A 25,950-nucleotide genomic window follows, 5' to 3' on the forward strand; every position below is an offset into this window, starting at 1 on the left:
CCGCTATCTCAGCAATAGGGCGCGAACCAACGGACGGGGGCCGGTCGGGCGAAGTAATGCACTGGCCGGGCGCGGGCGCACCTGTTGCGGCCACCAGAACCAACGGCCCAGCAGTGCGGCGATGGACGGGGTCATGAACGCGCGCACGATCAGAGTGTCGAAGAGCAGGCCGATCCCGATCGTGGTGCCCATCTGGCCGATGCTGAGCAAATCGCTAACCAGCATGGACGCCATCGTGAAGGCGAACACCAGGCCCGCATTCGTAACGACCTTGCCGGTACCACCCATTGCCCGAATGATGCCGGTGTTGATACCGGCGCCAATTTCCTCTTTCATCCGGGAGACCAGCAGCAAATTGTAGTCCGACCCGACAGCCAAAAGGAGGATCACTGACGTGGCGAGAATCGCCCAGTGGATCTGTATGCCGAGCAAGTCCTGCCAGACCAGCACGGACAGCCCGTAGGACGCCCCTAGCGACAGCAATACGGTGCCGACGATGACGAGGGCTGCGACAAAGCTCCGCGTCATCAGCAGCATGATGATGAAAATGAGGCAGAGCGCGGCGACGACCGCGATGATGAGGTCGATCGTGGAACCGACGACGAGGTCTTTGGTGATCGCTGCGGTGCCGGTGAGGTAGATCCTCGAGTCTTCCAGCGGTGTTCCCTTGAGTGCCTCGGCGGCGGCACTCTTTATCGCATCCACCCGCGAGATGCCCGCGGGCGAGGCGGGATCTCCCTTCTGTGAAATGAGCATGCGCATGTTCTTCCCGTCCGGCGACAAGAACACGTCGATGATTCGTTTGTAGTCCTTATTCTTGAACGCGTCTGGCGGCAGATAGAAAGAATCGTCATTTTCCGCCTTGTCGAACGCCTTCCCCATGGCAGTTGCGTTATTGCCGTTCTCGTCCATCTGGCCGATGGTTCCCGACATCGTGCTATGCATGGTCAGCATCATGGCTCGCATGCTTTTCATGATCGCGATCATCGGCGGGAATTCGGCGGCGAGTTGCGGCATGAGCACATCAAGCTGATCGAGGTCTACCAGCACTTCCTGAAGCTTATCGGTAAGGGCGTCGACACCGTCGATTGCATCAAACAGCGAGCGCAATGAGTAGCAGACCGGGATATCGTAGCAGTGCTTTTCCCAGTAAAAATAGCTGCGAATCGGCCTGAAGAAATCCTCGAAATCGGAGACATGATCCCGCAATTCGTTCGTGATCGCCTGCATTTCGTGAGTTTCCTGGATCATGTGATGGGTCGTGGCAACGAGGCTACGAATTAGGTCATACATGTGCTCCATGATCCTGATAGTTTCTGCTAACTGGTCGGCCTGCTTGAGCATGTCATTCATACGCGCTTGCTGGAAGCCCATGCTTTGTGACATGGCGGCCTGTTGCAAACTCAACATGAAAGGTATCGACGTGTGTGCCAGCGGGGTTCCCTGAGGCCTAGTGACGGCCTGCACCTGAGAGATGCCCGGAACATTGAGGATGGCCTTTGCCAGTTTATTCAGCACTAAGAAATCTGCCGGATTGCGCAGATCGTGGTCAGACTCGACCAATAGGATTTCGGGCGTCATCATCGCCGATGGGGGAAAATGTCGCGCTGCAGCAGCAATTCCCAAATTGGCTGGAATATCTTTGGGGATGAACTTCTGGTCATTGTAGCTAGGTTTGTATCCCGGGAGCGTCAAGAGTCCGACAAGCGCCACTGCCACCGTCGCGATGAGGATAGGGGCCGGCCACCGAACGATGGCCGTACCTACCCGCCGCCATCCGCGAACCCGAATCTTCCGTTTTGGCTCGAACAGGCCGAAACGGCTTCCTAGGGCCAAAACTGATGGAACCAGCGTGAGCGCGACCGCGACCGCGACCAATACTCCTACCGCGCAAGGGATGCCTAGGGCCTTGAAAAAGGGGAGTCGGGTAAAGGTGAGGCAGAATAGCGCGCCGGCGATCGTCACACCGGACGCCAAGACGACCTTGGCGACCCCTCGGTAGGTGGTGTAAAAGGCCGCTTCCCGGTCCTGGCCAGACTGACGAGCTTCATGATATCGCCCGATGAAAAATATCCCGTAATCGGTTCCGGCCGCGATGCCGATGGATACCAGGAGATTGACACCGAAGGTGGTCAGACCAAGAAGCCCATGATGGCCAAGGAAGGCGACAGTTTCACGGGCCGCCTGCAGTTCTAGCCCTACCACCAGCAATAAAAGAATTACTGTAGTGATCGAACGGTACACAAGAAGCAACATGATCAGGATCACCGCGACGCTGACCGCCGTCATCGTGATGATGGTCCTGTCGCCACTGTGGCCCATGTCGGCAGCGACCGCCGCGGGCCCGGTGACATACGCATTCACCCCAGGCGGCGCGGGCGTCCGCGCGACGATTCGCTGGACCGCTTCGATCGATTCGTTCCCCAGGGTCTGCCCTGGGTTGCCGGCGAGAACCAGCTGCACATATGCGGCTTTGCCATCGGCGCTCTGCACGGCGCCCCTGGTGAGTTCATCACCCCAGAAGTCTTGAATGTGCTGCACATGCTTCGGATCGTCTCGCAACTGACGAACCAGACGGTCGTAATACTGGTGAGCCTCGTCGCCGAGGGGCTGCTGACCCTCCAGGACAATCGTCACCATGCCGCCGCTGGAACCGGATTGCTTGAAGTCTTCATTCGCGCGCTGAGCCGCCTTGAACGACGGCGCGTCTGTTGGATTAAGGGATACCGAACGCTCTGCCTCTACCTGCTCCAAGGAGGGCACGCTGATACCCAAGACGGCGATGATCGCCAACCACGCCAAAATGATTGCCGCAGAGAAGCGATAGATCGTCCGCGCCACCAGTGGCCGAGCGTCGTGCGGCGCTTGGTCGCTCATGCGGCCTTCTGCGTGCAGGAAACGTAAGTGCTGACTTCGTGCTCCGCGGTCTTTTCGGCCTTGACCACGCCGTCCACCAGGATGCGGCAGCCGATACTGTCAGCATCGTCCTGCGCCGCGACGTCTACGACGGTCGTCGCAGAGCCGATCGGGAACTCCAATGACCATGGCAACGGGACCGCCTTGATTCGCTGCGGATTGCCATCGCCGTCGAAGTAGCTGATCTCGGCAACACTTCCCGACGGTCCGAACACCTCATATCTCACATGCTTGGGGTTGTAGGGTTTGGCCTCATCTTTTCTGGTGTCGGAATACGCGGGCAATTTATCCGAGCCGAAGATGCCGTGCAGCCGCGAGACGGTGAAGCCTCCCGCGCCGATCACCACCAGGATGACCAGCGGGACCCACAGCCGGCGCAGGATCTGGAACATCGCAAATCCCGGGCTACGACGCCTCTTTGCGGTTCCCCCGGACGCATGAGGCGCGGGCGAAGGTTCGCTCGCAGCCCGCCGGCGAAAAAGTCGTCGGCCGGGCCGTTGGCCAGGCTCTTGACCGCCTAGCGTGGCGACATCGGACTCAGCTCGCTCAGCGTTCCGCACGCTGCCTTCAACCACCGCACCACCTTAAGCCGACACGAGTCCAATAACGGATTCTTAACATAGTCCAGGCCAACACGGTCTACCTGAGTTTTTCCATAAAGTTCCAGGTGTCCGCCCTGCGAGCGGCGCGCGGGCGGCGAAATCCGGCACGCGGCTACGCTTCCCGGGCGTTGATCGCCACCTCGACTTCTTCTTCTTGCGCGTGCGCCACCTGCTGCGCGGTGTAGCGGATGAGGAGCGCCGCCGCGCCGATGAGGATGGCCATCCCGCTCAGCCACAGGAAAGCCGTAGGTGTAGCCGTGATCCAGCGCCGTGCAATTGGGCATCGTTCATGGACTTCACCGGCGCATGGACGCCGCCCAGGTGCAGCGTGCGCGACATGATGACGCCGTGGATGACGGCCAGCATGATCGGCGCGCCCAGGCTCGGCGGCACCGTCGAGATCGCCGACGCGGGCCCGAAGTTGTTCAGGGCCGATGCTGGCAATCGGCGCGGCTTCCAGGCCATCTAGTCAACATAAGTGCAATAGCGATTTCCGAACGAAATTAGAGGACTGGCCGGGGGCCGGTACGTGGCTCAGGTCTCGGCCGGCCGATTCGCTAGTCCGCCTCGCCCGTCAGGCCGAACTCGGCCAGCGTGCGCAAGGCGAGTTCACGCAAAGCAGGCTTGGTGTTATCGGCGCCCGGTTGGTAGGCCACGACGGTGATGTAAATCTTGCCGATCCCCGGCGTGCGGCAAGACACCACCTGCATGTGGCCGCCCGTCCGCTCGAGTTGCTGTCGGGTTTCGTTTTGCCTCGTGCCCCGCGCCCAGGCGTGCTCGCACTGGGTGCCGTCGGCACGGCTCACCACCATGCCGGCGTCGCCCAGGTTGGAATAAACCACCGGCAGATCGGGGTCGTTGAGCTGCGCGTCAATTCCTTGTCTCCACATCCGCTCGGGCGTGAACGGGGCGAGCGGAGCGAGTTGCAACGCCTCGTCCGGCGTTTCAAGTCGACCGTTTAGTGCCTCCTTGATAGCGACCCGTGCCTCGCTCAGATCCTTCGTTATCGACGTCGTGTCGAGGCTGATGCGGGCAAAGTTCACCGCGACCGCACGCGTGTCGTCCTCCGTGCGCTCGGCCATCACGATTCGCAGGGTGACGGCGCCGTCGGTGCTACGCCTACGACCCAGGTGCTCCGCGAGTTTCGCGGCGAATGCGGCGGCGAGCGTGGTCCCCGTGCCGCCGAGGGCCGCCGCCTGCGCATCCCAGTCGGCCTGGTCGACGAGGACCGCGACTCCGGGCAGAATCACCGGCTCGTCGCCGTCGTCTGTGCGGCGGACGACGGGCGGGGGTTGCGTTGGTGACGCGGCAACATCGAGTCGCTGGCGGCGGAACAATTTCGCGGCCGCGACCAGTGCCCGGCCGACCTCGGGTGCGTCTCGAACCACTTGACGGGCGTCCTGAAGCACCGCGGCCAACCGGGTGCGGGAGCGTCGCGGCGGGTAGCCGAGATCGCGATTGTTGCCCAGGACCGCATCGGCTACGGCTACGAGACCCCCGACGCCGTCAATTAAGTAGTGGGAGAGCACCAAGGTGACTGCGGTCGAGCCGTCCGTCAGAGGGAGCACGCTGAGATGCCAGGCGGGTCCCGATTCGGGGTCAACCGGTACTTGCGAGCGTTCGTCGGCCCAGTCGCTGAGTTCAGCGCGCGGACGGGCGCACTCGGCAAAATTGATATCCGACGGCCCCCGATCCAAGACCCACCTGTGCCGCCCGAACGGCAGCGGTGAAGGTTCGATGAGCCGTCCGGACAACCCGTAGCCGAGATTGTGGTGAAAACGTCTCAAGCCATCGAAGTCGATTGGGTGCTCGTAAACCCATACGACCTGCATGACTTCCGTTTGGCCAATGGCGCGTTGTCCGCAGTAGAAGGCTTGGTCCGTCAACGCGAGCAGGTTGTCCGGCCGCTTATCGCCGCCGGGTGCTCGACGGCGTAAGGACTTGCGCGCGGGGCGGGTCCGGGTTGTCACTGACTGCCTCCGATATCACAGCGTGGGGCCGCGCCGCCGCGGGGCGTCGACCCGGTCATGGCGGCCCACACCGCGCAGGACGGCGTGGGCCTCGATGGGGTGGAACCAAACGAATCGAATCAGGTTAGCCCCGAGGACTTCGGCGCGGCCCAGGATTTGACGAAGACAGCGCCAGCCCATGATTTACCTGCGAGATGTTGAGACCCGCCGCCACCGCGTTGGCCGTAGGCGCCCGAATACGGAGCGACACTCCCGATATTGCAGAAATCGCACGGCCGTCCGGTAGGGCACTTACGGTGTTGTGGTGATTAAGGGTCGACTAACCGTCTCGGAGTGCGTTGCGAGAACTTCCTCCATCGGTTCAGGGGGTCGCGTGCCGAGCGTGGCGTCTAGCGGCGAGCTTTGCCGGTGAGTGACATCCCGCCGTCGGGGCCTGCGGTCCGTCCGGTCGCCCTATTCGTCCTGGGCTTTGCCCGGTCCGGCACATCGGCGCTGACGCGCGTTCTCTCGCTGTGCGGTGCGACGCTCCCGCCCAGGCTGCTGGGTGCCACCGCGCGTTACCCCGCTGGCTTTTGGGAGCCGCGTCCAGCCGTCCACCTCAACGGGGCAATCCTGCGCCGCCACGGCAGCGCTGGGTTCGACCCGACGCTGCGCCTGCAGGAGGAGGGCGCGCTCGACGCCGATGCGAAGGCCGCCTACATCGCCAAGATTCGGGCGTACCTCAGCACGTTGCCGGCAGCGCCGCTTGTGGTCATCAAGGACCCGAAGATAACGGCACTTTCCGACATGTGGTTCGAAGCGGCGCGCCAGGCCGGATTCGATCCCGCGGCCGTGATTGCAGTGCGCCACCCGGTCGAGGCCAGTAAGTCAATTGCGGCGGCCGCTCGAACCTCACCGGAGTTCGGCGGCGCCTTGTGGTTGAAATACAGTCTGCTGGCCGAGAAGACGACGCGCGATTTGCCCCGCGTGTTCGTCGAGTACGACAACCTCATGGACGATTGGCGTCGGGAGGTAAAGCGAATTTCCGCGGCGATCGCAACCGAACTGGATACCCGCGATGGGAGCGCCGTCGAGGAGTTTCTCGCGCCCGCGCTACGCCACCACCGACACTTCGGTCCGGTGACCGAGTTTTTCGGCACGGACTGGATGTCCGCGGCCTACGAAGCGCTGAGTGCGGCCGCCCGCGACGAGCCAGAGGATCAATCCGCGCTTGATCGCGTCTACGAGTCGTATCGCGCAAGCGGCCAAGGCTTCCGGAATGCACTTGACGACTACTACCACCTCCGCAAGCTTTACCGGCTCGTCCCGATATCGCTCGTGAACCTGTTCCTCGAGGCCAACGCTATCGTTCGCAGGCGCAGCGGAACCTGGGCCTAGGCGTTGAGCGGAGTGCTCGGCACGAGTGTCCGGTCCTGGGTTATGCTGCCCGTCGGCTGAGCCGGGAGTGTGAGTCTGCCCCCGTCGCCGCGCACAAGGCGCACGGAAAGTGGAGGGCCAAGACCGGGCCATGAAATTCGTGCTGACGTTCTATGGAACCCGCGGCGATGTCGAGCCCGGCATCGCAGTCGGTCGTGAGCTGCTGCGCCGGGGCCACGAGGTGCGCATGGCTGTGCCGCCCGACCTGGTTGGGTTCGCCGAGTCGGTTGGACTCGAGGCGACCGCCTACGGCCCGGATATGGAGGCTTGGCTGGAGGTAACGCGCAACTTCTGGACGCGACTGTTCCGCAACTTCTGGAAGATCCAAGATGTCAAGAGATTGTTGCGGGAAGCTCGGGAGCCCGGTATCCGATGCTGGGCCGAGATGAGCGCGACGCTGACCTCGCTGGCAGACGGGGCAGACGTCCTTCTCACCGGCATGAGTTACCAGGAGTTGGCCGCAAACGTGGCCGAGCACCGCGATATCCGGTTGGCGACGTTGCTTTGGTTTCCGACACGGGTCAACGGCCACCTTGTTCCCAACCTGCCGGCGCCGTTGGTCCGATCGGCGATGACGGTGTACGAGTGGCTGGTTTGGCGCGGGGTGAAGAAGGCCCAGGACGCACAGCGTCGCGAGCTGGGCCTGCCGAAGGTGACAGGCCCGGCGCCCAAACGGATCGCAGAACGCGGAGCGCTGGAAATCCAGGCGTACGACGCGGTGTGCTTTCCCGGCCTGGCCGTCGAATGGGCGAAATGGGGAGACCGGCGACCCTTCGTCGGCACACTGACGCTGCAGTTGGCGACCGATGCCGATGAGGAAGTGGCGTCGTGGATTGCCGAGGGCAGGCCGCCGATCTTCTTCGGGTTCGGCAGCATCCCGGTTGAATCTCCGGCCGATGCGATCGCGATGATCGGCGCGGCATGCGCGGAATTGGGGGAGCGGGCGTTGGTCAGCGCCGGCTGGTCGGACTTCAGCGATGTTCCCGACATCGAGCATGTCAAGGTTGTCGGCGCGGTGAACTATGCGGCCATCTTTCCGGCCTGCCGCGCCGTCGTTCACCACGGCGGTGCGGGCACGACGGCCGCGGGCCTGCGCGCCGGCGTCCCCACGTTGATCCTCTGGATGGCGGACGTTCAGTTCATGTGGGGCGCTGCGGTCAAGCGGCTGAAAGTGGGCACGGCGCGGCGCTTTTCGAGCACTACCGAGAAATCGCTGGTCTCGGACCTGCGCACCATTATGGCCCCGCAGTACGCCGCCCGGGCCCGCGAGATTGCCACCCGTATGACCGAATCCGACAAAAGCGTCGCGGCTGCCGCGGACCTTGTAGAAGAGTTCGCCGGCCTCAAGGGTATAGGTTGATTTGCTCTAAGCCTTCCGCTCAGACGCCGCCGATGCCTACGGCGAACATGGCGACCCCCGCCAACGCGACCACGCCGATTACCACCTGGCGGCGGTTCGCCGACACCCAGTCGTGCAGAAGTTGCAGTGCCGCTTGGGTTTTCGCTGGCGCGGCCAGATAGCTCAGAAGGGGGATCTCGACGACCGCGAATATCACGAACACCCATGCGAAGGCGAGGGCGACCTGCGTACCGATCGCGGCTCCCGAGGCCACGATGGTGGTGAGCACCAACAGCACGCTCAGAGGAGGAGGTCCCATTGCGAGGCCGATCACCAACGGGACCCTCAAAGATCCGCCCTCCCACGTGGTGATGGCCCGACCCTGAAACCGCCGAATAACGGATGCGTCCTGCGCCGGCGCATCCCGCTGCAAGGGTGGGATCGGCGTATTCGAGTCAGGCGCCAACGTCGACGCGCCGCCATTCGGCGCCGTCAGGAGCGCCCGGCGGCGTGCCCAGAAGCGGGCTGCCAGCAGCGCGGCGACCGTTATTGCTAGCACGCCGACACCGATTTGAATGTGATGGACGGCGGGGCTGGCGAAGGTGCGCGCGGTGCGCTGGGCAAAAGACCTGAAGGAGGGTACGAGGTGCAGCACTATCAAGGGAATCACCACGTAAGGCACACTCACCGTCATTGCACCAATCCAGTAAACGAGCAGGTTTGACACGGGCCGTGGCCGGGAGATCAAAAGAAGAACGACGCCCAGACGCACCGGATCAAACGTCAGCAGAAGCGTCAGCACCAGCAGTACTGAACTACCCCACACGCGCCGAACACTACCGTGTCGGATTTTGCGAATGGAATTGTCCGGGGCCTACCTGGGTCAATTCGGGCCGGCCGGCGTTGCGGCCCCTGAAGGACTTTCGGCAATTTCCATGCGGCCCTCAATCGCGGGTATCGGGCGCTATACTTCCGGGGCCGCGGGGGCTTTCATCGGCAAAAGGCGTTCGGGAAGTGAAAGGCCGGGTCCGCGATGAAATTTGCGTTGGCGAACTGGGGCAGGCGTGGCGATATGGAGCCCTGCGTCGCTGTGGGGCGCGAACTGGTGAACCGGGGGCACGACGTGCGCATCGCCATTCCGCCCGACCTGGTCGGCTTCGCCGAGTCGGCCGGGCTTGCGGCAGTCGCGTGCGGGCCCGAAACGCACGCCATCATGGAAATTTCCCGCAAATACTGGGCATGTTTCTTCGACAACCCGTGGAAGCTCCGGGAGCTGACGAGGTTGCAGCGCGAACTCAACGAGGGCCTCGGTCGGTGTTCGGAGGAGATGGGCGCGACGATGAAATCGATGGCCGACGGCGCCGACCTGCTGTTCGCCGGCCTGAATTTCGAGGCCCCCGCCGCCAACGTCGCGGAGTACTACGACATCCCCTTGGCCACGCTGCACTGGTTCCCGGTCCGAGCCGGCAGCCAGCTGGTCCCATTCCTCCCGGCGCCGATTGGCCGCTCCGCAATGAACCTTTTGTGGTGGCTTTCTTGGCGCGGGTCGAAGAAGACCGAGGATGCGCAGCGCCGTGAACTCGGTCTCCCGGCGGCCACGAGTCCCGCGTCACGGCGGATCACCGAACGCGGATCGTTGGAACTGCAGGCCTACGAAGAGGTGTGTTTTCCCGGGCTGGCCGCCGAATGGGCGGAATGGAATGGGCGGACACCCCCGCGAAGGCCATTTGTCGGCACGCTGACGATGGAGTTGCCGACGGATGCCGACGAGGAGGTCTTGTCGTGGATCGCGGCGGGGACTCCGCCGATTTTCTTCGGGTTCGGCAGCGTGCCGGTCGAGTCCCCGAGCGACACGCTGGCCATGATCAGCGCGGCCTGCGCGCAGTTGGGTGAGCGGGCGTTGATTTGCTCCGGCTGGAGCGACTTCGGCGACGTCCCTCCTTCCGGGCACGTCAAGGTGGTGGGCACGGTGAATTACGCCGCGATCTTTCCGGCCTGCCGCGCTGTGGTGCACCACGGCGGTGGGGGAACCTTGGCCGCCGGCCTGCGGGCCGGAGTCCCCACGCTGGTCCTCTGGATGTTGCCCGATCAGCCGCTCTGGGGAGCTGCGGTCAAACGACTGAAAGTGGGCGCCGCCCGGCGGTTTTCGGCCACCACCGAGAAGTCGTTGGTCGCGGACCTGCGTACCATCCTGGCCCCCGAATACCGCGCCCGCGCCCGTGAGCTGGCGACCCGGGTGACCAAACCCGCCGAAAGCGTTGCGGCGGCTGCCGATCTTGTGGAAGGTTTCGCCCGCCTGCGGCGTGTTCGCTGATTGTGCGACTCCGCGCTCTCGGCCCGGCAGATAACAATAGGATCGCCTCTCATGGACCTGTTTGTGCGCGAATCCGGTCCGGCCGGGGCGCCCACAGTCGTATTCCTCCACGGAGGGGAATTCAGCGGTCAGTCCTGGCAGCCCGTCGTCGAGCGGATGCAGCAATATCACTGTTTGGTGCCCGACCTGCCGCAGCACGGCGAGAGCCTGCAGAACGGACCGTTCACGATGGAGGGAGCCGCCACTGCGGTGGCAGAACTCGTCCGGTCCCGGGCGAGCGACGGCCGGGCCCATCTCGTCGGGTTGTCGCTCGGGGCCCAGGTGGGGGTCCAGCTGCTGGCGCTCGCGCCAGAACTCGTCGGTCGGGCGGTGCTGTGCGGGACCATCGTCAACGCGATGCCGGCTGTTCGGCTGACGGCGCCACTGCTGGGGCTGGTGGCCTGGGCCAAACAGTCGGTGACCATCCGCCGGAACGCGCGCCGGGCGCAGGTTCCCCCGGCCGAGCCCGAGGGCTACCGCGAGGACGTGCGTCTCCTGCCGCCCGCGCAGATGGCCCATCTCGTCGCGGCGTCCGGCGGCTTCACCATTCCCGGGGGACTCGACAAATCTGATTCGCCGACGCTGTTCCTCACCGGCGCCCACGAGATGCGGCTCGTCCGCAATTCGGGGGCGGCGCTCGCGCGGCGAATGCCCAACGGGGTCGACGGGCTGGCAACCGGTATGGGCCACGAATGGCCCCTGCAATGTCCGGACCTCTTCGCCCGCACCGTCGACGGCTGGCTTACCGGTACGGCCCTGCCGCCTGAGATCGCGCTGCCGGACTCGGTTCGTCGCTGATGCCCTCCGTTGCGGCGAAGCTCAGCTCGGCTCACGCGGTGAGAGGCCCGCGGCGCGGTAGATCGCGTCGATGACGCTCATGTTCTCGACCGCATCCTGCGGCGTCGTCTTGACCGGTTCGCCACGCAGCACCGCCGCGGCAAACGCCTCGAGCTGATACGCGAAGGTGGCGCGCCGCGGGAAGCGCTCCACGCGCTTGCTGTCGGCCGATTGGACGGAGAGCCGAGGGAGAACTTGAGGTGCCGCCGGACTGAGCCAGTGCAGCCGGCCGCGGTCGCCGACGAGCTTGGCGCTCGCCCGGAACAGATCCGACGACCACAGCGCGCAGCGGATTCGGCCCGTGAGCCAACTCGTGAACCGCAACTCGGCCGTCATCGCGCGGTCCACCTGCGCGCCGCGCAGTTTCGCCTGTGCCGCAACGACTTCCGGCGTCGAGCCGCCGAACGTGCGGAGCATGTCAACCGCGTAGACTCCGGCATCCATCAGCGCGCCACCGGCGAGGGAGTAGTCGTAGACGTTGGCGTTGGAGCGCTTCGGCAGCAGGACGCACAGCGAGACGTCCACCCGCTCCAGCTTGCCCAGCTCGCCTGACTCGAGAATCTGCTCGACGCGCAAAGTCAACGGATGGTAGCGGTATTGGATTGCCTCCATCACGACCCGATCCGACTTCGCGGCCAGTTCGGCGATCTCGCGGGCCTCGGCGGCATTGGCGGTGAACGGCTTCTCGCAGAGAACGTGCTTGCCCGCGGCGAGCGCGGCCCGGGTCCATCTGCCGTGCAAGCTGTTCGGCAGGACGATGTAGACGGCATCCAGATCCGGATCGGCAATCAGCGCGTCGTAGTTGTCGTGCACCCGAGGGATGCCGTGCTTGGCGGCAAACGCCCGAGCATGGGACTCGTCACGATCCGCCACGGCGGCGACAACGACGTCGGCGTTCTCCCGGGCCGGCTTGATGAGAATCATCGGCGCGAAGCGCGAAGCCCCCAGGATGCCGATCCGGAGCGGGCCCGCGCTGTCACCACCCTTGCCTAATTGCGCCACAGCAGGCACTCCCATCTATCTCGACGATCCGCGGTCAGGTGGCGAAATGCACCTGGTTCACGTGCGCGGCCACCCGCAGGGCGTTCGCCGCGACGGTCAAGCTCGGGTTCAGGCCGGTGCTGGAGGGGAAGAACGAGGTGTCCACGACGTAGAGGTTGTCCACTTCGTGGGTCCGGTTATGCGGGTCGAGCACGCTGGTTTTGGGGTCGGTGCCGAAGCGGCAGGTGCCGCACACGTGGCCCAAGTTCGCGTTCTCCTTGCCGCTGCCCAGGGTGAGTTTGCGAAACGGCGCGAACACCTCTTTCACCTGACGTAAAAACACCGCGCGGCGGTCGATCTCACTGGCGTGCAGGCGGTACTGCATGCGCATCCGCTGGCGGTTGTCGACGCCGGGCCGATCGGCCGGCAGCACACGGTTGTCCAGGTAGGGCAGGTCCTCCATGATCGCGGCCATCACGAGGCCGCCGGTGACGACCCGGTCGTAGATTCGGCGCATCGCCGGAGTAGCCAGCCGCAGCGCCTTCCCGAGGCGGCCGGGGCGGTTGGTCACCCACTCGAAGGGAGGCAAGGCCCCGAATGACTGAACCGTGCCGTATTTCTGACCCTCCCAGAAATAGAAGTCGTTGAGCCCGATCTCCTTGTTGGCGGCGGTGATCTTGCGTTCGGGATTGGGCCAGACCTCGAGCGGCTCGAGCAGATGACGCATCAGGTTGCGCCCCACCCAGTCGGAGCCGTTGGCCAGTCCGCGCGGCCAATCGCCGGAGCGCGAATTGAGCAACAGCACCGGGGTGGCCAGCGCCCCGGCGGCCAGCACCACCACCTTGGCCCGCAGGGCCAGCATGTCGCCGCGATGCGCGCAGACCACGTGCCGGACGTGGCTGCGGTCGGCCTCGAGCCGCACCACCTGGCATTCCGCCAGCAGGCGGGCGCCGTGCTCGGCGACCGCCGGTTGCACGCCGTTGCGGGCGGCGTCGTTCTTGCACGGTTGCGGGCACAGATAGGTCTGACATGCGGTGCACCCGTCGGTGTAATCGCACGCCATCGGCAGGTGATAAGGATGCAGCCCGCGCCCGGCCAGATAGTTGACCATCGGCTGGTTATCCAGCGAGAACGGCGGTGCCGGGGGTAGATCGGCCTCGGCGGCGTTCGGACGCAGGGGATCGCGTTGACCGCGGACCCCCAGCAGCTTTTCGGCCTGCGTGTACCAGGGACGCATGTCGTCGTAGGTGATCGGCCAGGCCTCGGGCACGGTGGAATCGCCGGGGTCGCGGAAGTTTTGCCTCGGCGTGAAATCTTCGGCGAAGAAGCGCTCGCAGACCATGCCGTACAGGGCCGAGGACCCGCCCGTTCCGCTGCCGATGAACGGCACGAAGCGCTTCGAGCGGCGCCCGCTGACGTCTTCGACCTCGTCGGTGCAGCGTCCGGCCCGGGCCAAGGCGTCGTAGAAGGTCTCGCGGGATCGGACGGCTCGCGGCTCGGCCTGTTCGGGGATCGTGGAGCGGATCGTGCCCGGGGTCCCGGGCAGTGTCGAGCGTCCCTTCTCGACGAACAGCACCCGCCGGCCTGACCGGGCCAGCTGGTAGCCCAGCATTCCTCCCCCCATGCCGGTGCCCACGACGATCACATCCCACACCACGCGTTCGGCTTCACGCGCGTCCAGTTCGCCGTTAGCCAATCGAACTCCTCGACGGGTGCTGGCCAAACGCTTTGCCCGGTCCGGGCGAATCGGGATCGTATCACCCGTCTGCCGCGGCAGACGGGGTTAGTTATGGGCGTTGTTAACCGCCCAACGTCCCGGCAATTTAATCTGGGAAAACTCTTAAACATGCGTCGAACAGGCGTCTAAACTCAGCGCCGGAAGTGCCGGCATGCGAGACAGGGGCAGTTTTGACCATCACCGACTACGACGTCCGATCCCTCTACCTCGACCTGCTTCGGCGCAACCTCACCAGATACGGCATGCAAGAGCGGACGCCCGCTGACTGGCCGCTGCGGCGGCGCCTGCTTTGGAAAGCTTTCAACCGCCACCTCGAGCGGAACAATGCGCACCGACTCACCGGGGCCACGCCCCGCGAGCTGGGCCTGGACTGGCCGGCGGAGGCCGAGACGATGATCGGGATGCAGAGACTGACGAGTCTGCAGGAATGCGTTCAGACAGCGCTGGCCGACGACATCCCGGGTGATCTGGTCGAATGCGGAGTGTGGCGCGGAGGGGCTTGCATCCTGATGCGCGCGGTGCTGGCAGCCTACGGCGACGCGACCCGATCTGTGTGGCTGGCCGATTCTTTCCAAGGCGTGCCACGCTCAGACCCCGCGAATTACAAAGCGGACAAAGGGATTAGGGCGGAACTCGCCGCGGGCATATTGGGCGTCTCGGAAGCGGAAGTGAGGGCGAATTTCGAGCGCTACGGGCTGCTGGATGACCGGGTCCGCTTTCTTCCCGGCTGGTTCAAGGACACGCTGCACGATGCACCGATCGAACGCATCGCCGTACTGCGGCTCGACGGCGACCTTTATGAATCGACGATACAAGCGCTCGACGCGCTCTATCCGCGACTGTCCCCCGGGGGCTTCTGCATCATCGACGACTACCACGCCCTGAAGCCGTGTGAGCAAGCGGTCACCGACTATCGCGCGAAACACGGAGTTACCGCGGAGATCGTCGAGATCGACGGCACCGGCGTGTTTTGGCGCAAGTAATGATGTCGGCCGGGGATAAGCGCGGGCGTCGGATCAGTGCCTGAAAGCCCGGGCCCGGTGCGCATTGGTGTACTGGGCGCTTCGAAGTGGGCGCCGACGACGCTCATCAACCCCGCTCTGGAATGTACCGACGTCGTAGTCGCCGCGGCGGCATCACGCGATGTGTCCCGTGCGCGCGCCTTTGCCGCCAAGCACCGCATCACCCGGGTGCACGAAAACTATGAGGCGCTGATCGCCGACCCGGACCTGGACGCGGTCTACATCTTGGCGCCGACCGGCTGGCACGGCAGGTGGACCCGGGCTGCGCTTGACGCGGGCAAGCACGTGCTGTGCGAAAAGCCGTTCGCCGCCAATGCCGCCGAGGCCCGCGAAATCGCCGAGTTGGCCGCGAAGTCAGATCGGGTCGTCATGGAGGCGCTCCAGTACCGCTTCCATCCGTTGACGTTGCGCGTCGAGCAGATCATCGCTTCGGGGGAGCTGGGCAAGCTGCAGCGGGTCGAGGTCGCCGTGTGCGTATTGCTGCCCAAGCGTTCCAACAGCAACATCTACGACCACTCCCTTGCCGGCGGCGCGCTGATGACCGACGGAATTTACACGGTCGACATGCTGCGCACGTTCGGCGGTTCGACCCCGGAAGTGGTTGCGGCGCGGGCGAAACTGGAGAGCCCCGAGGTGGACAGGGTCATGACGGCCGAGCTGCGGTTTGCCGGCGGGCACACGGGCCGCCTGCACTGCGCGCTGTGGTCGTCGAACCTGTTCTGGGCGAGCGCCAAGGTGGTCGGCGATAGCGGCCGGCTGCATTACCTCAGTCCGGCGGCCCCGCACCTTTTGCCCCGGCTCTCGATCCGCTCGGCCGGCGGCAAGCGTGTGGAGCGCTTCCCGCGGCGTACCAGCTATGCCTACCAGCTCGAGGCCTTCGCCGCGGCGGTGCTGCGCGGCGAACCGGTGAAGACGACGCCGGAAGCCGCGATCGAGAACATGTCCGTCATCGATGCGATCTACCGCGCCGCCGGTCTCTCGCTCCGCGAACCGGCCACGCCAGTCGACAGCCGAAAGGGCAGCCCGCCGTGAAGTTTGTGCTGGCATCCTACGGCGGTCGCGGCGATGTCGAGCCCGCCGTCGTCGTGGGTCGTGAGTTGCTGCGCCGCGGGCATGACGTGTGTATGGCCGTGCCGCCCAACCTGGTCGGCTTCGCGGAGGCGGCCGGGCTTGCTGCGTTCGCCTACGGGCTGGATTCGAAGGCCATCCTCGAAGTGCAGCGCAGATACTGGACGTGTTACTTCCGCACCCCTTGGAAGATCAGGGAATTGAACGCGTTGGGAGTAGAGACCCACGAGTTCGCCACCCGGTGCTGGGCGGAAATGTCCACCACGCTGGCATCGGTGGCGGGCGGGAGCGACCTGCTACTCACCGGCTTGATCTTCGAGCAGCCCGCAGCCAATGTCGCTGAGTATCACGACATTCCGTTGGCCACGCTGCATTTCTTCCCGGTGCGGGCCCACGGCCGGCTGCTGCCTTTCCTCCCTTCGCCGCTGAGCCGGATGGCAATGACCGCGAACGACTGGTTGGCGTGGCGCGGGACCCGGGAGCGCGAGGACGCGCAGCGAGGTGGTCTGGGCCTGCCGAAGGCCGCCGGCCCCGTACCCCGGCGGATCGCCGAACGCGGGTCACTGGAGATCCAGGCGTACGACGAGGTGATATTTCCCGGGCTGGCCGCCGAGTGGGCGAAATGGGATGGTCTCCGGCCCTTTGTCGGCGCGCTGGCGATGGAGTTGCCAACCGATGCCGATGAGGAGGTCATGTCCTGGATCGCCGCGGGGACGCCACCGATCTTCTTCGGGTTCGGCAGCATCCCGGTGGAATCGCCGGCCGACACGATTTCCATGATCGGGGCGGCCTGCGCGCGCCTGGGGGAGAGGGCATTGGTTGGCGCCGGCTCGACCGACTTCGGCAACGTTCCCCAGTTCGACCACGTCAAGGTGGTCGGCGTGGTCAACTACGCCACGATATTTCCGGCCTGCCGTGCGATCGTGCACCACGGTGGCGCGGGCACCCTGGCGGCGGGCCTGCGGGCCGGAGTTCCTCAGCTGATCCTCTGGACGTTGCCCGACCAACCGTTCTTCGCGGCTCAGCTCAAACGCCTGAAAGTGGGCGCCGGGCGGCGCTTTTCGACGACCACCGAGAAATCATTGGTCGCGGACCTGCAGCGGATCCTGGCTCCGCAATACGTCGCCCGGGCCCGCGAACTCGCCCCCCGCATCACCAAGCCTGCCGACAGCGCGGTGGCCGCCGCTGACCATGTGGAGCGTTTCGCCCGACTGCAAACTCGCCGCGGTTGCACGACATGATTCAGGCTTGGCTCGAAAAATCGCCGTTGAAGTAGTTGCGTCCACGACCCGCGGATAGCCGGTCAGGCGGCCGGGCCTTAAGCCGGAAGGGGCCCTGAAAATATTGACAGAACGGACATGGGAAAAATACAGCAGCGGAGAAGCCTTACGGTATCTCCCAGGGCGTCATCCCTCGACCATCCTTTTCCACGTACCACAGCTACTATGAAATACTTTCTGCGGTGAGCTCACTTGCGATCGAGGTTTCTGGCCTTGCGAAGACATTCGGGGGATCCACGCCTGCACTTTGTGGTGTGAGCTTTTCGGTTCCGGCGGGGACGGTGTGCGGCCTGCTCGGCCACAATGGCGCCGGCAAGACGACCACCATCAACATTCTGTCCACTCTTATCCGCCCGGATTCGGGCCGTGCCGTCGTGGCCGGATACGACGTCGTCGGCCAGGCCGCCCGAGTACGCGCCAGCATCGCGATGGCCGGGCAGTTCACCGCGATGGACCCTCTGCTTACGGCCCGGGAGAATCTGGTGTTGTTCGGCCGGCTGCGCGGACTGCCTCGCCGCCAGGCCAAAGTTCGCGCCGACGAGTTGATCGAACAGTTCGATCTTGTCGCGGCCGCCGACCGGCGGGTAAACACCTTTTCGGGGGGCATGTGGCGGCGCGTTGATCTGGCGACCGCTCTGGTGGTGCCGTCGAAGGTGCTTTTCCTTGACGAGCCGACCACGGGGTTGGACCCGCGCAGCCGCCGCGATGTCTGGGCCCTGGTCAGTTCGCTGGCTCAGCAAGACGTCACGGTGTTGCTGACCACGCAGTATCTGGAAGAGGCCGACGTGCTCAGCGACTCGATCGTCGTCATCGACCACGGGCAGGTGATCGCCAGCGGCACCGCCGACGATCTTAAGCGCCAGGTAGGCAGCAGCTACTGCCAGGTGACCCCGGCCAATCCGGCTGATTTGCCCCGGGTCGTGGCGGCGCTAGCCGGGTTTGACGGGATTGATATTGAGGCCGAGACGAACTCGGTATCTATGTTGGCCCCAGACGGGGTGGCCACGCTGGGGGAGGTGTTTCGCCGTGTCGATGCGCTGGGCATCGAACTCGTCGACATCTCGCTGCGCAAACCTTCGCTAGACGAGGCGTTTCTGCAGCTGACCGAACCGACCGTCGCCCAAATATGAACGCCCTGGTCGCCCTGACCGAACGTTCATTGATCGCCGCCGCGCGCGACGGCGGCATGATTTTCGAGATCCTCTCGCCCGCCGCGTATTTGGCACTCTTCACCGTGGCGTTGCACGGCCTAGTTGACACCGGCCGCATGAGTTATGCGCAGTATCTGGTGCCTGTTGTCGTCATCCAGTCGGTGATCTTCGTCGCGCTTCTAACCGGCGGCCGTGCCGCCTATGATCACCTGCTTGGGCTGACCCAACGGTTGGCGACGCTCCCGATCGCCATGGCAGTCCCCCTGGGCGCTCGCATGCTGGCCACCTTGATTCGGGCCGCATTCGCCCTGTCGGCGACCCTGGTCGCCGGCTATGCCTTCGGATTCCGGATGACGGGCGGACCCGGTTACGCGCTGGCCTTTGTGCTCGTCACGTTGTTCCTCTGCCTGGCGGTGGCGCTGGGCGCCGACGCGCTGGGGTCGGGGACCAAAAGTGTCGAGGGGACCGGCCAGCTAGTGAGGGCCCCCCAGCTGCTGCTTCTTCTGCTATCCACCGGAATCGCCCCGGAGAAAACCTTTCCCGACTGGTTGCGCCCGTACGTGCGTAATCAGCCGGTGTCACAGCTCGCCGAAACACTGCGCGGCCTGGCTACCGGGACGGTGGCGGTCCCCAACTTGGCGGCCAGCCTGGCCTGGTGTCTCGGCATGGTGCTGGTCTTCGGCGCGATCACCCTGCGCTTGCAGAGGCGGGGTTAAGTGATAACGCAGCTCAAAATGCAAGGCTCGTTGCTGACTCAGACCGGGGTGCAAGCCGGTCGACTCCTCACCCGGTGGCGGCGTGAGCGAGCCGTGATGACGGGATCGCTGGTCGTGCCTGTCTGCATCCTGCTCACCTACGAAGCGGTGCTAGGCGAGCAGGTGCATAAGGTCACCGGCGTAGCCAGTGTTTACGGCCTCGTCCCAGTGTGCGCCGTACTGTCGGGGGTGCTCGGCGCCCTGCGCACAGCGGACAGCATCGTGATGGACCGCCAGTTGGGGCTGCTCAGCCGGATGTGGGTGCTGCCGATACACCGGGCAAGCGCGCTCACCGGACGGTTGACCGCCGAGGCCGTGCGCGCGCTCATCGGAACGATCCTTATCACGGCCCTCGGAGTGGCCATGGGACTACGCTTCACGCACGGCTGGCCGGCGGCACTGCTGTACATTCTGATCCCGCCGATCGTAGTGGCCGGGTTCGCGGCGCTTGTGATGGCGCTTTCCATCCGCAAGAGTGCTCGTACCGCCATGACCTTGCTTACGACCGTGACCGTCTCGCTGGCGTTCATCAATCCCGGTATCACTCCAATCGCCCTGTTCCCAAAGTGGCTTCAGCCATGGGTCCGCGTGCAACCGATGTCGCCACCCATCGAGGTGATGCGGGCGCTGGCCCATGGCGGCCCCCTTGTGTGGCCTCTGGCGGTGACGCTCATCTGGGCATTCGCGCTAGTGGCATTGTTCATCCCGTTGGCCGTCCGCGGCTATCGGCTCGCCGCCGAGTCCAGCGTGTAAGAGGCGTTTCGGTACCCCGATCCACGCCCGAGTGATAGACACGACCACATGTATTATTCGAACAGGCCGCCGTCAGTGAGTGTTCCACTCACGGATGCGGCCGATCCGTCTTGGCTCCCAGCTAATCCATGAAGAAGATATTCATCGTTGCAACCAGCAACGTCACGGGCGGCGTAGAACTGTGCCATCAGCTCGCTGATAGGCTTAATCGTGACTCCAAACGTGCTTTTATCATATACACACCATTTCACCGAAAATGGGAAACCCCCGAACCTTACCAAAAATACAATGTCGATAGTGCACGCTTACGTGATGTTGAGCCTGGCTCGATAGTTGTTCTACCGGAGGTCTTGGTCTTCCTGGTTAATCGGTTTCCACAGGCCCAAGTATATCTCTGGTGGATGAGTGTAGACAATTTCTTCGGGTCAGCGGGTCGTACTTTTATGGGAAGACTCTTGGGAGCACAGCGCGTCGCAAAGAGGCAGTTAGGGCTCCTCCAACGCCGAGCCGCAAGGCACATGTATCAGAGTGAGTATGCGCGCGAGTTCTTAGATTCTGTTTTGCTAAAGCCAGCTTGCCGCCTCTCGGACTGCCTAGCAGATGAGTATATTCAGGCGATCGCGAACCCGCCCAATTGGCCTCGCGAAGATATTCTTGTCTACAATCCGGCGAAGGGGCTGCAACGGACCGAGTTGATCCTTAAGGCGCTGAATGATAGCGGTAGGCCGATGCCTAAAGTTGTTCCCCTAAAGGGTATGTCACTGTATCAGGTGCGAGCGCTTCTTGGACGCGCCAAGGTCTATATCGATTTCGGTGACCACCCCGGTAAGGACCGGATACCGCGGGAAGCGGCTGCGCTTGGTGCTTGCATCCTGGTAAACCGAAGAGGTAGTGCCGCAAATTCGATTGATGTGCCGATCGCCGAAGACTTAAAGATCGAAGACCGAAGCCCTGCTTTCGAAAGCCTTGCCGCGGATAAGATTCATTTCTTGATGAACGACTTTGAGCGCCAGCAAATGCGGTTCAACACCTATCGGCAAGCAATTGCACAGGAGCCTGCTGACTTCCTGGATGACGTCCGTGCCATTTTCCCCCCCAACATGTGAAATTGCTCTTCGTCCGGTTCTGACTGGCTGTATCACGGTGTTTTGCAATGTAGGTGGCCGATTTTCCTGGCCTGGGGGTGCGAAGCACGGCCCCAGAGGGCGTCTTGCGGCGGTTGTGAAGAGATCGATGGAAGCGCGCGAGGGGCGCCGAAAGGCAGCGCCGCGTTTGTTCGCGCCGACGAACCTAGCCGCGCTGGTGATACTGATACTACGGGCGGGGCAACCTTCACAGCTCTGCCGACTTGGTTGTCCTCAACTGTTTAGCACCCTGGCACATAGCAATCTTCAAATCGCATCAGCTAGTGGTCAAAACGTCGACGCCAGCCCAAGGCGATTGCGGCGTTTCCTAGAAATGGCCATCACCATCGTCGGCGTGGCCTCCGGGGTCGGCGGGATCAGCCCCAGGAGTTGGCGTAGAGTCGCCGGGCGACAAGTCGGGTGTGTCGAGGGGAATGCGGTGAAGCAACGGTTTCAAGACAAACTTAGCCAGCTTGGCCGTTACATGGGCTGGCAATCTCATTTTCGAGGTAACTACGATGTCGTGGCGCTCGCCCACTATGAAGCCGGTCTGCAGTCGGCGCGCTTCTACACTGAGCATCTGCTGACGGCGCGGGAGTTCGAGCGCCACGATGATCTGCTGCGGCATGCTGTCGGTTTAGCCAAAACTGATGGCTTATTCTTGGAGTTCGGCGTGGCCACGGGACGAACCATCAGCGTTATTGCCAACTCCCATACTGGACCGGTGTACGGGTTCGACTCGTTTGAGGGGTTGCCCGAATCGTGGTATGGCCAATATCAGCGCGGGGCGTTCGCCCGCGACGACCTTCCGCCCGTTCCAGCGAATGTGACATTGGTAAAGGGATGGTTCTCCGATACGTTGCCGAGGTTTCTCGCCGAACATCCCGAACCTGTGTCGTTTGCGCATATCGACTCGGACCTGTATTCATCAGCCGCATTCGTGCTGGCACAGCTAGGTGATCGCATCCGGTCTGGCGCAGTTCTGCTGTTTGACGAGTATTTCAACTATCCCGGCTGGCAACTGCATGAGCACAAAGCGTTCACCGAGTTCGTGGAAGGAAGACAACTGCAGTTTCGCTACGACTCGTTCCTGCGGTCCAGTCAGCCGGTGTGTGTTGTGATCGCTGACTAGCGGTGCCGGGTGCGATTTGCAATGCGTACACCGCGTCACCCCCAGCAGTGATCCGTACCGTGCCCGCCAACAACGAAGCCGCAGATGGACGCTATTTCCAGCTCGGCTGTCAGGTGGGGAAATGCACCTCGTTGATGTGGGTGGCCACACGCAGGGCGTTGGCGGCGACGGTCAAGCTTGGGTTCAGACCGGTGCTGGAGGGGAAGAACGAAGTGTCCACGATATAGAGGTTGTCCACGTCGTGCGCCCGGTTTTGGGGGTCGAGCACGCTGGCCTTGGGATCGGTGCCAAAGCGGCAGGTGCCGCAAACATGGCCCAGGGTCGTGTTGTTTTCGCCGGTGCGCAGGGTGAGTTTGCGAAATGGCTTTAACACTTCTTTCACCTGGCGCAAGAAAACCGCGCGGCGTTCGATCTCGCTGCGGTGCAGACGGTAGTGAAGCCGTAGCCGCTGGCGGCCATCGACGGTGGGCCGATCGAAGGGCAGCACGCGGTTGTCCAGGTAGGGCAGATCTTCCATGATCGCGGCCAGCACCAGTCCGCCGTTGACGAAGCGGTCATAGATTGGCCGGACCGCCGGGCTCATCAGGCGCAGCACCGTCGCTTGCCAGCCGGGGTGGTTGGTCAGCATGTCCATGGACGCCAGCGAGGCCATCGCACCCGCTGACTGCAGGGTGCCGTATTTCTGCCCCTCCCAGAAGTAAAAGTCGTTGAGCCCGACTTCCTTGTTCTCGGCCGTGATTTTGGAGCCCCGTTGCGGCCAGACCTGAATCCAGTCGTGGAGGTGGCGCATCAGGTTGCGTCCGACTAAGTCTGAGCCGTTGGCCAGTCCGCGTGGCCAATCAGCGGAGCGGGAGTTGAGTAGCAAGACCGGGGTGACCAGGGCGCCGGCGGCGAGTACCACGACTTTGGCTTGCAGGGTCAGCATGCCGGTGCGATGCGCACAGATGACGTGGCGGACTCGGGTGCGGTCGGCTTCCAGGCGTACGACACGGCATTCGGTCAGCAGCCCAGCGCCGTGTTCGGTGATCGCGGGCAGCACGCCGTTGCGGGCGGCGTCGTTTTTGCAGGAGCGAGGACACAGGAAAGCCTGGCAGGTGGCGCAGCCCTCGGTGTAATCGCAGGCCATGGGCAGGTGGTAGGGGTGTAGTCCGCGCCCGGTCAGGTAGTCGACCAGCGGTTGGTTGTCGGGCGAGAACGGCGGTGCCGCGGGCAGGCCGACGTCGGCGGCCTCGGGACGTAGGGGGTCGGGTTGGCCGCGCACTCCGAGCAGTTTTTCGGCTTGGGCGTACCAGGGGCTTAGCTGGTCGTAGGTGATGGGCCAGGCCTCAGGCACGCTGGATTGGCCGGGGTGGCGGAAGTTTTGCCGGGGGGTGAAGTCTTGGGTGAAAAAGCGTTCGCAGACCATGCCGTACAGGGCTGAGGAGCCGCCGGTGCCGCTGCCGATGAACGGTACGAATCGCTTCGGGAGGCGTCCGCTGATGTCTTCGATCTCGTCGGTGCTGCGTCCGGCCCGGGCCAAGGCGTCGTAATAGGTATCTGGCGAACGGTAGGCCCGCGGCTCGGCCAGTTCGGGCATGGCAGCGCGAATGGTTTCGGGCGCCCCGGGGAGTGTCGAGCGCCCCTTTTCGACGAATAACACCCGCCGACCGGATCGGGCCAGTCGGTGGCCCAGCATCCCGCCACCCATCCCGGTGCCCACGACTATTACGTCCCACAGCACGCGTTCGGCCTCGCGCGCGGTTAGGTCGCCGTCAGCCAAATCACGCTCCTCAGCGGATGATGGCCCAAGCATGGCCCGGCCTGGGCAAACCGAGATCGTACCATTTGCTGCGTACCCGACCATGGCACAAACCTCGGTGCCCGAGGCGGCCGGAATGCGTTGCCGCTCAGGACGGCTGCATCGGCGCGAACGCGCGACATACGCGGCGGCTCGCAGGTCGCGGATGGGCCTGGCGCACCTCGCTCTCAACGCCTCCCAGCCATAGGCGGGCAGCGGCATCCCGTCCGCGTGGGCGCTTTGCAGCGCAGAACGGTCCACTCCGCGCCGGAACCAACGGTGAACGATCCACCCCCGAGGCGACTGGCCGAACGCGCAGTCGACCGCCGAAGAACCGGTAATAATGACCGATGCCACTGACTTTGCCTATGCGCATGAGGCTGAAAGGCTAGATCCACTATGAAAGTTGTGCTGGCAAGTTATGGAATGCGCGGCGATGTCGAGCCCGCCGTCGTCGTGGGTCGTGAGTTGCTGCGCCGGGGGCATGACGTGTCGATGGCCGTGCCGCCAAACTTGGTTGGCTTCGCCGAGGCGGCCGGGCTCACGGCGCTCGCTTACGGACTGGACTCGCGACCGCTTGTGGAAGCGCAGCGCGACTACTGGACGTGTTTCTTCCGCAGCCCCTGGCGGACCCGGGAGCTGGACAGATTGGGGCGCAAGATTTCGGATTTCGTTACCCAGTGCTGGACACAGGAGGCAACCACGACGCTGAAGTCACTGGCTGAAGGGGCCGACCTACTTATCGCCGGTCTGGGTTTCGAGCAGTTCGCTGCCAATGTAGCGGAGCATTACGACCTTCCATTGGCCACGCTGCATTTCCTTCCGATGCGGGCCAACGGCCACCTTCTGCCATTGCTGCCGGCGCCGTTGGGCCGCTCCGCAATGACGATGTACGAACGGCTGTCTTGGGGCGGTGCGGTGAAGGACGTTGAGGAGGCGCAGCGTCGTGAACTCGGACTGCTCGACGCAACATGCCCTTGGCCCCGCCGCATCGCCGAGCGCGGATCTCTGGAAATCCAGGCCTACGACGAGGTGTGCTTTCCCGGGCTGGCGGCCGAATGGGCGAAGTGGGACGGCCAGCGGCCCTTTGTCGGCACGCTGGCGTTGGAATTGCCAACAGCTGTCGACGAGGAGGTCGCCTCATGGATCGCCGCGGGTACACCACCGATTTTCTTCGGCTTTGGCAGCATTCCGCTCGGATCTGCCGCCGACACGATCGCGATGATCGGCGCGGCCTGCGCACAGCTGGGCGAGCGGGCGTTGGTCGGCTCTGGCGGAACTGACTTCAGCCGCGCCCCCCATTTCGAGCACGTCAAAGTGGTGGGCACGATGAATTACGCCGCGATCTTTCCAGCCTGCCGCGCCGTCGTGCATCACGGTGGCGGTGGCACCACAGCCGCCGGTTTGCGCGCAGGAGTTCCCACATTGATCCTCTGGACGTTCATCGATCAGCCGCTTTTTGGAGCCGCGGTCAAACGGTTGAAGGTTGGCACCGCCCGGCGCTTGTCGACGACTACCGAGAAGTCGCTGGTTGCGGACCTGCGTCGGATACTTGCGCCGGAATACCTCACCCGGGCCCGCGAATTGGCCACCCGGATGACCAAACCCGCCGAAAGCGTCACAGCCGCCGCTGATCTCGTGGAGGATTTCGCCCGCTTGCGGCGGGTTAGCTGATTGGCGTCAGCCGCGTCTGAGAGCAACGGTCTGTCTTCGGCCGGAAATCCATCTCGGGCATG

At 64.0% G+C, this 25,950-nt stretch carries 21 protein-coding genes; 13 read left to right on the forward strand and 8 right to left on the reverse strand.

Annotated features, from left to right (window positions below):
- Positions 1–3: 3 nt before the first annotated feature.
- The 4 genes from A5705_RS21930 to A5705_RS21945 form a co-directional block, all read right to left on the reverse strand.
- Positions 4–2,877, reverse strand: coding sequence for an RND family transporter (locus tag A5705_RS21930; protein WP_067882714.1), 2,874 nt, complete (start codon positions 2,875–2,877; stop codon positions 4–6).
- Positions 2,874–3,308 carry an MmpS family transport accessory protein gene (locus tag A5705_RS21935; RefSeq protein ID WP_156738492.1) on the reverse strand — a complete coding sequence of 145 codons (435 nt, stop codon included), beginning with the start codon at positions 3,306–3,308 and terminating at the stop codon, positions 2,874–2,876. Before A5705_RS21935 ends, A5705_RS21930 begins: the two co-directional genes overlap by 4 nt.
- A 438-nt stretch (positions 3,309–3,746) precedes the next feature.
- The gene (locus A5705_RS29235; protein ID WP_156763191.1) at positions 3,747–3,983 is read right to left on the reverse strand and encodes a hypothetical protein; all 237 of its coding nucleotides are present in this window, start codon (positions 3,981–3,983) and stop codon (positions 3,747–3,749) included.
- 92 nt (positions 3,984–4,075) lie between these two features.
- On the reverse strand, positions 4,076–5,404 hold the full coding sequence (locus A5705_RS21945) for a wax ester/triacylglycerol synthase family O-acyltransferase (protein ID WP_231964525.1): 1,329 nt from the start codon (positions 5,402–5,404) through the stop codon (positions 4,076–4,078).
- A gap of 501 nt (positions 5,405–5,905) precedes the next feature.
- Between A5705_RS21945 and A5705_RS21950 the strand changes: the two genes are divergently transcribed.
- Complete coding sequence (locus A5705_RS21950) at positions 5,906–6,865, forward strand: sulfotransferase family protein (RefSeq protein ID WP_067882750.1); 960 nt, start codon at positions 5,906–5,908, stop codon at positions 6,863–6,865.
- A gap of 130 nt (positions 6,866–6,995) precedes the next feature.
- Positions 6,996–8,264, forward strand: a complete 1,269-nt coding sequence (locus A5705_RS21955) for a glycosyltransferase (protein WP_067882751.1) — start codon at positions 6,996–6,998, stop codon at positions 8,262–8,264.
- A 19-nt stretch (positions 8,265–8,283) separates the two neighbouring features.
- Here A5705_RS21955 and A5705_RS21960 read toward each other — a convergent pair whose 3' ends face one another.
- Positions 8,284–9,045, reverse strand: a complete 762-nt coding sequence (locus tag A5705_RS21960) for a GAP family protein (protein WP_197517023.1) — start codon at positions 9,043–9,045, stop codon at positions 8,284–8,286.
- A 231-nt stretch (positions 9,046–9,276) separates the two neighbouring features.
- Between A5705_RS21960 and A5705_RS21965 the strand changes: the two genes are divergently transcribed.
- Positions 9,277–10,557: a glycosyltransferase gene (locus A5705_RS21965; RefSeq protein WP_068280016.1), complete on the forward strand. Its 1,281-nt coding sequence runs from the start codon at positions 9,277–9,279 to the stop codon at positions 10,555–10,557.
- 51 nt (positions 10,558–10,608) lie between these two features.
- Positions 10,609–11,394, forward strand: a complete 786-nt coding sequence (locus A5705_RS21970; RefSeq protein WP_068280019.1) for an alpha/beta fold hydrolase — start codon at positions 10,609–10,611, stop codon at positions 11,392–11,394.
- Between the two features lie 21 nt (positions 11,395–11,415).
- On the opposite strand, the gene A5705_RS21975 is transcribed toward A5705_RS21970, so the two are convergent.
- Positions 11,416–12,435, reverse strand: a complete 1,020-nt coding sequence (locus A5705_RS21975) for a Gfo/Idh/MocA family protein (protein ID WP_255400508.1) — start codon at positions 12,433–12,435, stop codon at positions 11,416–11,418.
- Between the two features lie 34 nt (positions 12,436–12,469).
- On the reverse strand, positions 12,470–14,110 hold the full coding sequence (locus tag A5705_RS21980) for a GMC oxidoreductase (RefSeq protein WP_068280024.1): 1,641 nt from the start codon (positions 14,108–14,110) through the stop codon (positions 12,470–12,472).
- Positions 14,111–14,322: 212 nt separating this feature from the next.
- On the opposite strand from A5705_RS21980, the gene A5705_RS21985 reads away from it, so the two are divergent.
- The 8 genes from A5705_RS21985 (at position 14,323) to A5705_RS27495 (ending at position 22,437) form a co-directional block, all read left to right on the forward strand.
- A complete protein-coding gene (locus tag A5705_RS21985; RefSeq protein ID WP_156738494.1) occupies positions 14,323–15,135 on the forward strand; it encodes a TylF/MycF family methyltransferase in 813 nt (270 codons plus the stop codon).
- Between the two features lie 36 nt (positions 15,136–15,171).
- Positions 15,172–16,206 (forward strand): Gfo/Idh/MocA family protein, encoded by a 1,035-nt coding sequence (locus A5705_RS21990; RefSeq protein WP_068280028.1) that lies wholly within the window; start codon positions 15,172–15,174, stop codon positions 16,204–16,206.
- Positions 16,203–17,483 (forward strand): glycosyltransferase, encoded by a 1,281-nt coding sequence (locus A5705_RS21995; protein ID WP_067882723.1) that lies wholly within the window; start codon positions 16,203–16,205, stop codon positions 17,481–17,483. Before A5705_RS21990 ends, A5705_RS21995 begins: the two co-directional genes overlap by 4 nt.
- 221 nt (positions 17,484–17,704) lie before the next feature.
- A complete protein-coding gene (locus A5705_RS22000; protein WP_067882724.1) occupies positions 17,705–18,652 on the forward strand; it encodes a daunorubicin/doxorubicin resistance ABC transporter ATP-binding protein DrrA in 948 nt (315 codons plus the stop codon).
- Positions 18,649–19,389, forward strand: coding sequence for an ABC transporter permease (locus A5705_RS22005; RefSeq protein ID WP_067882725.1), 741 nt, complete (start codon positions 18,649–18,651; stop codon positions 19,387–19,389). Before A5705_RS22000 ends, A5705_RS22005 begins: the two co-directional genes overlap by 4 nt.
- 18 nt (positions 19,390–19,407) lie before the next feature.
- On the forward strand, positions 19,408–20,181 hold the full coding sequence (locus tag A5705_RS22010; protein ID WP_082956634.1) for an ABC transporter permease: 774 nt from the start codon (positions 19,408–19,410) through the stop codon (positions 20,179–20,181).
- Between the two features lie 128 nt (positions 20,182–20,309).
- Positions 20,310–21,287 (forward strand): hypothetical protein, encoded by a 978-nt coding sequence (locus A5705_RS27935; protein ID WP_156738495.1) that lies wholly within the window; start codon positions 20,310–20,312, stop codon positions 21,285–21,287.
- A gap of 352 nt (positions 21,288–21,639) precedes the next feature.
- Entirely contained in the window at positions 21,640–22,437 is a 798-nt protein-coding gene (locus A5705_RS27495; RefSeq protein ID WP_197517024.1) for a class I SAM-dependent methyltransferase, read from the forward strand.
- A 109-nt stretch (positions 22,438–22,546) separates the two neighbouring features.
- Here the strand turns inward: A5705_RS27495 and A5705_RS22025 are convergent, their stop codons facing one another.
- On the reverse strand, positions 22,547–24,196 hold the full coding sequence (locus A5705_RS22025; RefSeq protein WP_067882727.1) for a GMC oxidoreductase: 1,650 nt from the start codon (positions 24,194–24,196) through the stop codon (positions 22,547–22,549).
- A gap of 417 nt (positions 24,197–24,613) precedes the next feature.
- On the opposite strand from A5705_RS22025, the gene A5705_RS22030 reads away from it, so the two are divergent.
- Positions 24,614–25,888 (forward strand): glycosyltransferase, encoded by a 1,275-nt coding sequence (locus A5705_RS22030; RefSeq protein WP_067882728.1) that lies wholly within the window; start codon positions 24,614–24,616, stop codon positions 25,886–25,888.
- The last annotated feature ends 62 nt before the right edge of the window (positions 25,889–25,950 follow it).

It is taken from the genome of Mycobacterium sp. E787 (assembly GCF_001668725.1).
GTDB lineage: Bacteria > Actinomycetota > Actinomycetes > Mycobacteriales > Mycobacteriaceae > Mycobacterium.

Coding starts and splice junctions, on each gene's coding strand:
- A5705_RS21930 (WP_067882714.1), bottom strand. CDS start 2,877: ATGAGCGACCAAGCGCCGCACGACGCTCGGCCACTGGTGGCGCGGACG.
- A5705_RS21935 (WP_156738492.1), bottom strand. CDS start 3,308: ATGTTCCAGATCCTGCGCCGGCTGTGGGTCCCGCTGGTCATCCTGGTG.
- A5705_RS29235 (WP_156763191.1), bottom strand. CDS start 3,983: ATGGCCTGGAAGCCGCGCCGATTGCCAGCATCGGCCCTGAACAACTTC.
- A5705_RS21955 (WP_067882751.1), top strand. CDS start 6,996: ATGAAATTCGTGCTGACGTTCTATGGAACCCGCGGCGATGTCGAGCCC.
- A5705_RS21965 (WP_068280016.1), top strand. CDS start 9,277: ATGAAATTTGCGTTGGCGAACTGGGGCAGGCGTGGCGATATGGAGCCC.
- A5705_RS21970 (WP_068280019.1), top strand. CDS start 10,609: ATGGACCTGTTTGTGCGCGAATCCGGTCCGGCCGGGGCGCCCACAGTC.
- A5705_RS22005 (WP_067882725.1), top strand. CDS start 18,649: ATGAACGCCCTGGTCGCCCTGACCGAACGTTCATTGATCGCCGCCGCG.
- A5705_RS22010 (WP_082956634.1), top strand. CDS start 19,408: ATGCAAGGCTCGTTGCTGACTCAGACCGGGGTGCAAGCCGGTCGACTC.
- A5705_RS27935 (WP_156738495.1), top strand. CDS start 20,310: ATGAAGAAGATATTCATCGTTGCAACCAGCAACGTCACGGGCGGCGTA.
- A5705_RS27495 (WP_197517024.1), top strand. CDS start 21,640: ATGGCCATCACCATCGTCGGCGTGGCCTCCGGGGTCGGCGGGATCAGC.
- A5705_RS22030 (WP_067882728.1), top strand. CDS start 24,614: ATGAAAGTTGTGCTGGCAAGTTATGGAATGCGCGGCGATGTCGAGCCC.